Genomic DNA, 11,475 nt, shown 5'->3' on the forward strand with positions numbered 1-11,475 from the left:
CTCCGTCGCCGACTATGGCCTCGTCGCCGATATCTTCGACGCCGTTCCCGCGCTGGCACAATCGGCCTGACAACGGCCGCCGGCCGTTCTGACGGAGATGACGAAACGGGCGCCACACGGCGCCCGTTGTGTTTCGGGCAGCCGCACTGCGCCATTTAGTCTGGAAGACTTCCATTCTGCTGTGGGACAGCGAGGAACGATATCGGGAAAAAGCGCCTGCTCCCGCCTCTTCTTGCCCGATTCCGGTGGGTTACGTCGATTGTGACTTCAATCAATGTGGCGCCGCCCGATTGGTTCTCTGTATCCTGAAACTGCAAGTCGGAGCGACTCGCAGTTTTATCTGCCGGCAGGGCGATGCCCGATGACACCTCATCGCGGTTGCAGCCCGGCTGAAGGGCGCACGCGCCCCTGCCGGCGGCGGAACCAGTCAGGGCGGAGCCGATGAAGCGCATTCCTCTCTACGATGTCAGCCACGGCACCGTGTGCGTTGCCGCCGTGCTGGCCGGCCCGGAAGACGAGGCCCGCCTGCGGGCGCTCGGCCTCCATGCCGGCAGCCGGATCGAGGTCGTTCAGCACAACGGCCGGGGCGGCCTTCTGGTGTCGGTCAACGACGACGCCCGCCTGCTGCTGGACGCCGCAACGGCCCGCAGCGTGCTGGTGGCACGGCCGGAAGAAGCCGTCGCCACCACCACGATTGCCACCCTGAAGGCGGGCGACCGTGCCCGCATCGTCGGTCTCGGGCGCGAGGCGCACGGCCGCGCCGCGCTGGAATATCGCCAGCGCATCATGGCCATGGGCCTCACGCCCGGCGTGGAATTCCAGATGGGACGCGTGGCGCCGCTGGGCGACCCGGTCGAAATCCGCGTGCGCGGCTTTTCCATGAGCCTGCGCAAGGCGGAAGCCGCGCTTCTGGCCGTCGAGAAACTCCCGGAGGAAGCATGATGGCCCCCCGCGCGAACGAGGCGGTGACGGTTGCCATGGTCGGCAACCCGAACTGCGGCAAGAGCACGCTGTTCAACGCGCTGACCGGCGCCCGCCAGCAGGTGGGTAACTGGCCCGGCGTAACGGTGGAAAAGAAGGTTGGCAGCTACGGCTTCCGCGACACCGCCGTTTCGGTCGTCGATCTGCCCGGCGTCTATTCGATCGGCGCCACCGTACAGATCTCCGAAGACGAGCGGGTTGCCCGCGACTACGTCCTGTCGGGCGAAGCCGACCTCATCGTCAACATCATCGATGCCTCCAATCTGGAGCGCAATCTTTACCTCACCACGCAGTTGCTGGAAATGCGCGTGCCGCTGGTGGTGGCGCTCAACATGATGGATATCGCCCGCCGCCGCGGGCTGGCACTCGATGCGGCGGCGCTGTCGCGGGCCCTCGGCTGCCCGGTGGTGGAGGTGGTGGCCGCCCGCGGCACCGGCATCGCGTCGTTGAAGGAGGCGGTTGCCCGCCTCGCCGCCGCCCCGCGCCCGGCCGCGACCGAGCCGGATTACGGCCCGCTCATCGGCAGCCATGTCGCCACCATCGCCGCCCGCCTTGCGGAACTGGGCGTGCAGGAGCCCCGCTGGCGGGCCCTGAAGCTGATCGAGGGCGATGCGCTGTCGCCGGCCGAAGCCGGCACACTGGCCGGCACCGACGTGGCCGCCGCCCGCGCCGCAGTGGAAGACGCCTACGGCGAGGACTGCGACATCGTCATCGCCGACCAGCGCTTCAGCTTCATCACCGCGGTGGTGGAAGACGCCGTCACCCGCCCGCGGCAGGCCACGCGCACGCTGTCGGACCGCATCGACCGCGTCGTGCTCAACCGCTTCCTCGGCATCCCGATCTTTCTGGCGATGATGTACCTGATGTTCGTGTTCACCACCAACATCGGCGGCGCCTTCATCGATTTCTTCGACCAGTTCTTCGGCGCCCTGTTCGTCGACGGCACCCGGCAGCTTCTGGAGGCCGCCGGCGCGCCGGCCGTGCTGCAGGTCATTCTGGCCAGCGGCATCGGCGGCGGCATCCAGACGGTGGCGACCTTCATTCCGGTCATCGCGTTCCTGTATCTGTTCCTCTCCTTTCTGGAAGACTCCGGCTACATGGCCCGCGCCGCCTTCGTCATGGACCGGGCGATGCGCGCCATCGGCCTGCCGGGCAAGTCGTTCGTGCCGCTCATCGTCGGCTTCGGCTGCAACGTGCCGGCGATCATGGCCACCCGCACGCTCGACAACCGCCACGACCGCATCCTGACCATCATGATGGCGCCGTTCATGTCGTGCGGCGCGCGCCTGCCGGTCTATGCGCTGTTTGCGGCCGCCTTCTTTCCCCTCAGCGGCCAGAACCTCGTGTTTGGCCTCTACATCATCGGCATTCTGGCGGCGGTCGGCACCGGCCTGCTGCTGAAGAACACCGTGCTGAAGGGGCAGGTTTCGCCGTTCATCATGGAACTGCCGCCCTACCACATCCCGACCGTGCAGACCGTGGTGCTGCGGGCGTGGGACCGGCTGAAGGCGTTCCTGTTCCGCGCCGGGCAGGTGATCGTGCCGGTGGTGATGGTGCTGAGCTTCCTCAATGCGCTGGGCACCAACGGCAGCTTCGACAATGCCGACAGCCGCACCTCGGTGCTCTCCGAGATCGGCCGCACCATCACCCCGGTGTTCGCGCCGATGGGCATGCAGGAAGACAACTGGCCGGCCGCGGTGGGCGTCTTCACCGGCATTCTCGCCAAGGAGGCGGTGATCGGCACGCTGAACGCGCTCTACGGCCAGATCGGCGCCGCGGAAGCCGGCGATGCGCCGGCCGGCGACGAGGCGACCATCGCGCAGAAGATCGGAGGCGCGTTCGCCACCATTCCCGCCAATCTCGGCGCGGTTGCGGGCGTGCTGGGCGATCCGCTGCAGATGGATGTTTCCTACACCGCCGCAGGCGCCGGCGCGGCCGAAGAGCTTGAGATGAACGTCTCGGCCTTCACCGCCATGGCCGCCCGCTTCGACGGACAGGCGGGGGCCTTCGCCTACCTGCTGATGATCCTGCTCTACATGCCGTGCGTCGCCACCATGGGGGCGATCTATCAGGAAATCGGCTGGCGCTGGGCCGCCTTTGCGGCCGTCTGGACCACCGGCCTCGGCTGGAGTGCGGCGACGGTGTTCTACCAGAGCGTCCGCTTTCAGGCCCACCCGGCCGGTTCGGCGATGCTCATCGGCGGCTGCCTTGCGGCACTGGCCGCCGCCGGCCTGGCGCTGCGGGCGGCCGGGGCCGCCTCGGCCCGCGCGCGGCCGGTCTTCGGCGCCGGCGTGCCCGGCAGCCAGCCCACGGGAGCGGAATGATGGCCACCCTGAGCGACGTCAAAGCCTATCTGCGCCAGCGCGGCCGGGCGAGCGAAGGCGATATCGCCATTGCCCTCGACACCAGCGCGGAGAATGCCCGCGCGCTGCTGGAGATGTGGCAGGGCAAGCAGCGCGTCCGGCTGGTGACAGCGGCCTGCGGCACCTGCGGCAGCCATATCTGCAGCTGCGCGGCAACGCCGGCGCACAGCATCTGGGAGTGGATCGGTGACCGGCCAGCCTGAACCGACCGGCGCGGGACCGGGCGCGAGCGTGCCCGATCTCGGCCCTTTTCTGCACCTGCGGCGGTTCCTGTCGATCGCCCACCATGTGCCGGGGCGCATCCGCATCCGCCTCGACATGGCCGCGCTCGCCCACCTGCCGCAGGTCGATGCCAGCCCCTTTGTGGCCTTCGCCGGCCGCATTCAGGGGGTCACGGCCACGCGCGTCAACGCCGCGGCGCTGTCGGTGGTGGTGGACTACGACACCGCCCGCATTCCGATGGCGGTCTGGCCGGCATTGCTGACGGCCGGCCCCGACGAGGTGACCGCCATCCTCATCCGCCACAGCGCCTGACGGCGGCCCATCCATTCCGAACAGACGCCCCCGGCGGATCTGCCCCGGCCGATCCGCCCCAGAAGGAGATCAGGTGATGTCGAAGCACAGCGGATCGCAGAACGGCGGCTGGCAGGCCGGCCCGGGCGGCGGCTGGAGCAACTGGCAGGCCGGCCCGCAATATGGCGGCCAGCAGCACTATGGCGCCGGGCCCTATGGCGCGGGCCCGCAGGCCGGTCCGCAGCGGCGCATCGATGCCCTCGATGTGCTGGAAGGCATGCTGCAGGACGGGCTGAGCCTTTCCAACATCACGCGCATTGCGCGCGCCAGCGGCTCGCGCTTCTGGCTCGGGGCGGCCATCGGCGCCGGTGTCGTGGTGTTTCTCAACCGCTCCGACGTGCGCGCCACCGTTTCCGGCGCGCTGAACCGCACCCGCGCCCCGAAGGACCCCGGCGACGCCCCGCGGTAACGGACGGCCCGGCCGCCCTTAATCCCTCTTCGTGCAGGAACGAGACCATGTCCGACAACAACGAGGATGCCGCCGGCGGCATCCATTATCACTATCATTTCTATGGCGCCGGCGCGGCCGCCCCCGGCAGCCAGCCGGGCCAGCCGGCGCCCGATGCGCCGCCGCCCTTCCCCCCCGGCTTCGGCCCGGGCTTCGGTGCCGGCGGGCCCGGACCCGGCGCAGCCAACGCCCACCAGCACCCGGGCGCCGATTCGCTCATCAAGGGGCTCGTGGTCGGTGCCGGCGTGGCCTATCTGCTCAGCAACGAAACCGCCCAGCGCGCCATCCTGCGCACCGCCGTTCAGGCCTGGACAGCGGTGCAGGGCGGGCTTGCGGAGCTGAAGGAGCGCATGCACGACGCCGAGGCCGAGGTGGCGGCCGCCGCCGCCGCGACGCCGCCGGCCGAAGCGGCCGCGCAAACCCCGCCGGACGCCGCCGCGGCCGCCCCGCTGCAGGAGGCCGCCGCCGGCCCGGATGCCGCCGTCGCGCCGGATGTCATTCCGGGCGTCATCGCCGCCCGCAACTGAGAGGCCCCGGCGTGCCGACGATCGTTCATGAAATGCCCCGGCGGCTGCGGCTGAAGTTCGGCCGCGCGCCGGCCTCCCGCCTTGCGGCGGCGGCAGCGGCCGTGCGCAGCCTTGCCGGCGTTCGTTCGGTGCGCATGGTGTCCGCGTGCGGCTCGCTGGCCGTCGCCTATGACGGCAGCGCCGCTCTGCGCGGACAAATCCTGCGGCTGGCGGCAAACCCGCCGCCGGAGCCGCCGCCGGTGGCCTGCCAGCCGCCGGCCTCCGACGGTGCGGGCGTTGCGCTGGCGGCGGCGGCGGTTGCCGCCTCGCTGGTGCTGCCCCGCCCGGCCGCCGCGGTCCTCACCTTCGCCAATGTCGCCGGCACGGTGTGGCGCGGCATCGAAGCCGCGATCCGCCACGGGATGAAGGTGGAGGTGCTGGACGCGCTGGCCATCAGCCTGCCGACGCTGCGCGGCGAATATGCCACCGCCAACTTCACCCGCTTCCTCGTCGAACTGGCCGGCTATATCGAATCCACCACCGTGGAGCGCTCCGACGAGCTGCTGCGCTCGCTTCTGCACCGCGCCCCCGACGACGTGTGGGTGGAACAGGACGACGGCGAACTGCGGCAGGTGCCTTTCGCCAGCCTTGCCGGCGGGGAGCGCCTTGCGGTCGGCCTCGGCGAGACCGTTCCCGTCGACGGCACCGTCATCGCCGGCGACGCCTATGTCGACCAGTCGGCGGTCACCGGCGAGAGCCTGCCTCTGCCGCGCAGCCCCGGCGATGCCGTGCTGGCGGGCAGCATCGTCACCGAGGGCCGCCTGCTGGTGCGGGCCGAACGGGTCGGCTCGGCCACCACCACGGGCCGCATCGCGCGCTATATTCAGGACGCACTGGAACGCCCGGCGGAAATCCAGTCGGTTTCCGATGCGCTGGCCGACCGGCGGGTCGGCATCACGCTGGCGTCCGCCGCCGGCGTCTTTGCGCTGACGCGCGACTGGCGGCGGCTGGAATCGGTGTTCATGGTCGACTATTCCTGCACCGTGAAGCTCGGCACGCCGATCGCGCTGAAGACGGCGATGTACAATGCCGCCCGCAACGGCTGTCTGGTGAAGAGCGGGCCGGCGCTGGAGGCACTGGCGGGCGTCGACACCATCGTGTTCGACAAGACCGGCACCCTCACCCACAACACGCTTGAGGTGACCGACATCTGCCCCCTCAGCCCGGAGGTGGACGAGGCCGGCGCCGTTGCCATGGTGGCCTCTCTGGGCGAGCACACCAGCCACCCGATCGCCCGCGCGGTGGTCGATCTGGCCCGCAGCCGCCGGCTGGCCCACATTCCCCACGAGGACGTGAACTTCATCGTCGGCCACGGCGTGGAAAGCCGCATCGGCGGCGACACCGTGCGCTTCGGCAGCCGGCACTATCTGGAAGACGACGAGAACATCTCCTTTGCCCGCCAGCGGGCGCTGGTGGCGGATTTTCAGGCCGCGGGCAAATCGCTGCTCTATGCCGCGCGCAACCGCCGCCCGCTGGCGGTCTTCGCCCTGCGCGACCGGCTGCGCGGCGAGAGCCCGCAGACCATCGCCCGCCTGCGCGCCCTCGGCATCCGCCGCATCGTCATGATCACCGGCGATCACCGCGCCAAGGCGCTGGCCTTCGGCGAGGCACTGGGGCTGGACGCCGTGCACTACGAGCAGCAACCGGAGGACAAGGCCGGCATCATCGCGCAGCTCCGGGCCGATGGCGCGCGCATCGCCTATGTCGGCGACGGGGTCAACGACGGCCCGGCGCTGATGGCGGCCGATGTCGGCATCGCCATGCCGCGCGCCGCCGACATTGCCCGCGCCACCGCCGATATCGTGCTGACAGAGGATCGCCTCGACCGCCTCGCCGACATGGTGGCCCTGTCGCAGCAGACGATGAAGCTGATCCACTCCAACTTCCGCGTTGCCGTCGGCGCCAACACCGCCATCCTCGCCGGTGCGGCCGGCGGCGTTCTGCCGGCGCTGACCACGGCGACGCTGCACAACGGCGTCACCATCGCGGTGCTGATCCGCTCGCTCATCGCCGGCAGCCGCCGGGCGGCCTGAGGCCGGCCGGCAGGGCGGGACTGCAGTAAGACGGGACTGCGGCAAGCCAGAACTGCGGCAAGACGGGATTCCGGAATCGTTGTCGCCGGATGCAAAGTGATGTAAAAATAAGCATTAGCCGCCTATGGGCCGGGCTTCGCCCCTGCCGCGTGCGGAACAGGCCTCCCCGGAAGGGCTTTCCGGGGGCGCCGCCGCTTCCGGCAAACGACAACCGTCGCAGGGCTTTGTCCGTGCCCGGGCCGGCAGTGGCCGGAAACGCCGGGGCTGCGTGATGCGCATCGGCGGGGTTCCGGCCGGGTGGTCGCTACCTCCAGCGGGAGGGCGTTGTCATGAGTGCCTCGGTTGTCGCCCCTGTCCTGATTGCCCTGTCGATCCTGATCGTGTTCACGCCGATCTTCTTCCCCCACGGGGCGATGGTCGTGCTGCAGGACGCCGGCTATCTGGCGGGCATCGTGCTGCTCTATCTGCTGCTGGTGCTTCTGTTCTTCCACTGAAGGCTGCCCGCAGGACGGCCGCCGGCCTCAGTGATGCCCCGGCCTCAGTGATGCCCCGGCCTCAGTGATGATCGTGCGCGCACTGGCCATGGTCGGCCAGAACCTGAATCACGCGGCACTCGCCCACCCGCCCGTGATGGCATTCCCCGACCATGCGCTGCAGTTCCTCGCGCAGCGCCGCGAGCTGGCTGATGCGCCGCTCGACATCGGCCAGATGGCGGCGGGCAATGGCATCGGCCTCGGCACACGAACGCTCCGGGCGGGCGCTGAGATCGAGCAGTTCGCGGATCGCCTCGATCTCGAAGCCGAGTTCCCGGGCGTGGCGGATGAAGTTGAGCCGCGCCGCCTCGCCCGCGCCGTAGCGCCGCTGCTGCCCCTGCGTGCGCACCGCGGCGGGCATCAGGCCGACCTGCTCATAGTAGCGGATCGTCGGCACCTTGACCTGCGTGCGGCGGGCCAGTTCCCCGATTGAAAATTCCATCCGGCACCCCCTTGAACCTCTAGTCACTGGAGGATGTAGGACATGAGTCGCACGAAGGAAAGGGCGATTCATGACTGCTCCCGTTCGCACCCGTTATCGCGTGACCGGCATGGACTGCGGGGCCTGCGCCACCAAGGTGGATGCCGCGGTGCGCCGTCTGCCGGGCATCAGCGACGTTTCCGTTTCAGCCACCGCCGGCACCATGACGGTGGAGCACGATGCCGCCGACCCGGCCCTCCTGGAGCGCATTGCCCGCCAGCTCGAACCGCTGGGCTATGGCGTGGCCCCGGCGGCGCGCGGCGGTGCCGCCACGGCCGGGCACGACCATGCCTGCTGCGGGCATGACCACGACGATCACGGCCACGACCATCAGGGCCACGATCACAGCGACCATGATCACGATCATGATCACGGCCATAACCACGATCACGGTAAAAACCGTTCGCACGACGGTAAGGCGGATGCGTCTTCCGCGCAGGCCGGGGCCGCTGCCGCGGCCGGGCTGCACGGCGCCGCGCCCGCTTCCGGGGCCGAAGAAGACGGCGCGTGGTGGCAGAGCCGCAAGGGACGGCTGACCATCGTCTGCGGGCTGGCGTTCGCGGTTGCCTTCGTGCTCGGCCACGTCGTGCCCCCGGCTGCGCCGTGGCTGTTTCTGGCAGCCATGCTCGCCGGCCTCCTGCCGGTCGCCCGCCGTGCCATCGCCGGCATCCGGCTCGGCACGCCGTTCTCCATCGAAACCCTGATGACCATCGCCGCCATCGGCGCCGTGATCATCGGCGCCGTGGAGGAAGCGGCGGCGGTCGTGTTCCTGTTTCTCGTCGGCGAACTGCTGGAAGGCGTCGCCGCCCGCAAAGCCCGTTCCAGCATCCGCGATCTCGCCGCTCTGGTGCCCAAGACCGCGCTTCTGGAGCGCGACGGCGCGCCCCGTGAGGTGCCGGCCGACAGCCTCGCCGTCGGCAACCTCATTCTGGTGCGCCCCGGCGACCGCATCGCCGCCGACGGCACCATCGAGAGCGGCGAAAGCAGCATCGACGAGGCCCCGGTGACCGGCGAAAGCACGCCGAAGCACAAGGGACCCGGCGAGAGCGTGTTCGCCGGCACCATCAACGGCGAGGCCGTGCTGAAGGTGCGCGTGACCGCCACGGCGGAAGACAACACCATCGCCCGCGTCATCCGCCTCGTGGAGGAGGCGCAGGAGAGCAAGGCGCCGACCGAGCGCTTCATCGACCGCTTCGCCCGTTACTACACCCCGGCCATCATCGTGCTGGCGGCACTCGTTGCCGTGCTGCCGCCGCTGGCCGGCGGGGCGGACTGGAACGAGTGGATCTACAAGGGCCTTGCCATTCTGCTCATCGGCTGCCCGTGCGCCCTCGTCATCTCCACGCCGGCGGCCATTGCCGCAGCGCTTTCGGCCGGTGCCCGGCGCGGGCTGCTGATGAAGGGCGGCGTGGTGCTGGAAACCGCCGGCCGCGTCACCACGGTTGCCTTCGACAAGACCGGCACCCTCACCCGCGGCCGGCCGGAAGTGACCGATGTGGTGGCCGTGGGCCGCGATGCCGACACCGTGCTGTCGCTTGCCGCGGCGCTGGAGCGCGGCTCCAGCCATCCGCTGGCGCTCGCCATCCTGCGCCGGGCGGAAGCCGGCGGCCTTGCGGTGCCCCCGGCCGATGCCGTGCAGGCGCTGGCCGGCAAGGGCGTGGCCGGGCTGGCGCAGGGCGAGGCGCTGTTCCTCGGCTCCGCCGCCGCCGCGGCCGCGCAGGCCGGGCTTTCGGCCGCCGACAGCGCCCGCATCGCCGTGCTCAACGAGGCCGGCAAGACGGTCTGCGTGCTGCTCAGCGGCAACACCGTGGCCGGCTACATCGCACTGCGCGACGAGCCCCGCCCGGATGCCGTCGCCGGCCTCGCCGCACTGAAGGCCGACGGCGTTTCCGCCGTGATGCTGACCGGCGACAACAGCCGCACCGCGCAGGCCATTGCCAGCCATCTCGGCATCGAGGCCCGTGCGGAACTGCTGCCGCAGGACAAGCAGGCCATCGTGCGCGACCTGCAGAGCCGCGGTCAGGTGGTGGCAAAGGTGGGCGACGGCATCAACGACGCCCCGGCGCTGGCAGCCGCCGACATCGGCATCGCCATGGGCGGCGGCACGGACGTGGCGCTGGAGACCGGCGATGCCGCCGTGCTCAACGGCAATGTCATGGACGTGGCCCGCATGGTGCGGCTGTCGCGCCGCACCATGGCCAACATCCGCCAGAACATCACCATCGCGCTCGGCCTCAAGGCGGTGTTCCTTATCACCACCATTGCCGGTATCACCGGCCTGTGGCCGGCGATTCTGGCCGATACCGGGGCAACGGTGCTCGTCACCCTCAATGCCCTGCGGCTGCTGCGCATCCGGCTCGACTGAGCAGGATGCGGGCCGGCTGCGGCCTCCGGTGCCGCAGCCCGGCCGGACCGGACGGAACCGGGCAGCCGGCAGCCCCGCGTGGCGCGCGCGGGCTGCCGGCCGCCCACCTCAGGAATAGACAGGCCAGCGGCCGTTCTGAAGGCCGGAAAAACTGTCGATGACATAAGCCGGGACTTATGATGGCCGAACGCAGGCTGCCGCCGCTGCGCCTTCTCACGGTGTTCGAGGCTGTCGTGCGGGCCGGCAGCCTCGGCCGGGCCGCGGGCGAGCTGAACATCACCCAGCCGGCCGTCAGTCAGGCCCTGAAAAGCCTCGAAGACCATGTCGGCGCCGCGCTGCTCGACCGGCGCACCCGGCCCGCCACCCTGACGACCGCCGGCAGCATTCTGCAGGCCGGGGTTTCGGAGGGGCTCGGCCGCATCGCCGAGGCGCTCGACCGCATCCGGGCGCTGCAGTCGCAGGCCGAAAATGCCGTCACCATCGCCTGCTCGGTCGGCACTGCCACCTACTGGCTGATGCCCCGGCTTGCCTCGTTCTATGCCCTTCACCCGGATATCGCCGTCAATGTCATGACCACGCCGCAGGGGGCGCCGGCGCTGACGCCGGGGGTGGATCTGGCGTTGCGTTACGGCGCCGGCCGCTGGAAGGACGGGCGCGTCCTTCGCCTGTTCGCAGAGCGCGTGGTGCCGCTGTGCAGCCCCGCTCTGGCCGCCCGCATTGCCGGCCCCGGCTGGAGCAGCCGGGCGCCGCTGCTGCATGTGGATGCGACCGAGCCTTCGTGGATCGGCTGGCGGGAGTTTCTCGCCCAGACCGGCCTGCCGGAAAGCCGCGTGCCGGGCCGCACCTTCACCAACTATGTGCAGGCCACGCAGGCCGCCCTTGCCGGACAGGGCGTGATGCTGGGCTGGCAGACCGTGACGCCGGATTTCGAGCGCGACGGACGGCTGGTGCCGGCGGGCGATGCCATGCTGATCCCGGCGGAAGGCGTCTATCTCGTCGTGGCCGGCGCTGGGGGCGCACCCCCGCGCCGCGCCGTGGCCGGCGTGGTCGACTGGCTCACCGGCCTGTGCCCGGCCGCGTGAAACGGCCGCTCTGGCCCGCCATCCGGTGCCCGGTGCGCGTACCCGCGCGC

At 70.5% G+C, this 11,475-nt stretch carries 11 protein-coding genes; 10 read left to right on the forward strand and 1 reads right to left on the reverse strand.

Annotated features, from left to right (window positions below; all coding sequences use genetic code 11):
- The first annotated feature begins 441 nt into the window (after nt 1–441).
- From V7067_RS08105 to V7067_RS08140, 8 genes are all read left to right on the forward strand, one after another.
- Nucleotides 442–942, forward strand: coding sequence for a ferrous iron transport protein A (locus V7067_RS08105; protein WP_334175385.1), 501 nt, complete (start codon nt 442–444; stop codon nt 940–942).
- Nucleotides 939–3,305, forward strand: a complete 2,367-nt coding sequence (gene feoB / locus V7067_RS08110; RefSeq protein WP_334175386.1) for a Fe(2+) transporter permease subunit FeoB — start codon at nt 939–941, stop codon at nt 3,303–3,305. The genes V7067_RS08105 and feoB overlap by 4 nt, the downstream gene beginning before the upstream one ends.
- Nucleotides 3,305–3,547 carry a FeoC-like transcriptional regulator gene (locus tag V7067_RS08115; protein WP_334175387.1) on the forward strand — a complete coding sequence of 81 codons (243 nt, stop codon included), beginning with the start codon at nt 3,305–3,307 and terminating at the stop codon, nt 3,545–3,547. The genes feoB and V7067_RS08115 overlap by 1 nt, the downstream gene beginning before the upstream one ends.
- Complete coding sequence (locus V7067_RS08120) at nt 3,531–3,878, forward strand: hypothetical protein (protein ID WP_334175388.1); 348 nt, start codon at nt 3,531–3,533, stop codon at nt 3,876–3,878. Before V7067_RS08115 ends, V7067_RS08120 begins: the two co-directional genes overlap by 17 nt.
- A gap of 76 nt (nt 3,879–3,954) precedes the next feature.
- Entirely contained in the window at nt 3,955–4,326 is a 372-nt protein-coding gene (locus tag V7067_RS08125) for a hypothetical protein (protein ID WP_334175389.1), read from the forward strand.
- A 47-nt stretch (nt 4,327–4,373) separates the two neighbouring features.
- Nucleotides 4,374–4,892, forward strand: a complete 519-nt coding sequence (locus tag V7067_RS08130) for a hypothetical protein (protein ID WP_334175390.1) — start codon at nt 4,374–4,376, stop codon at nt 4,890–4,892.
- A gap of 11 nt (nt 4,893–4,903) precedes the next feature.
- A complete protein-coding gene (locus tag V7067_RS08135; RefSeq protein WP_334175391.1) occupies nt 4,904–6,964 on the forward strand; it encodes a heavy metal translocating P-type ATPase in 2,061 nt (686 codons plus the stop codon).
- A gap of 329 nt (nt 6,965–7,293) precedes the next feature.
- Nucleotides 7,294–7,458 (forward strand): hypothetical protein, encoded by a 165-nt coding sequence (locus V7067_RS08140; RefSeq protein WP_334175392.1) that lies wholly within the window; start codon nt 7,294–7,296, stop codon nt 7,456–7,458.
- A 61-nt stretch (nt 7,459–7,519) separates the two neighbouring features.
- Here V7067_RS08140 and V7067_RS08145 read toward each other — a convergent pair whose 3' ends face one another.
- On the reverse strand, nt 7,520–7,939 hold the full coding sequence (locus V7067_RS08145) for a helix-turn-helix domain-containing protein (RefSeq protein WP_334175393.1): 420 nt from the start codon (nt 7,937–7,939) through the stop codon (nt 7,520–7,522).
- Between the two features lie 70 nt (nt 7,940–8,009).
- Here V7067_RS08145 and V7067_RS08150 point away from each other — a divergent pair, with 70 nt between their 5' ends.
- A complete protein-coding gene (locus V7067_RS08150; protein ID WP_334175394.1) occupies nt 8,010–10,343 on the forward strand; it encodes a heavy metal translocating P-type ATPase in 2,334 nt (777 codons plus the stop codon).
- Between the two features lie 179 nt (nt 10,344–10,522).
- The gene (locus tag V7067_RS08155; protein ID WP_334175395.1) at nt 10,523–11,425 is read left to right on the forward strand and encodes a LysR substrate-binding domain-containing protein; all 903 of its coding nucleotides are present in this window, start codon (nt 10,523–10,525) and stop codon (nt 11,423–11,425) included.
- Nucleotides 11,426–11,475 lie beyond the last annotated feature (50 nt).

Source organism: Pseudoxanthobacter sp. (assembly GCF_036822375.1).
Classification (GTDB): Bacteria; Pseudomonadota; Alphaproteobacteria; order Rhizobiales; family Segnochrobactraceae; genus Pseudoxanthobacter.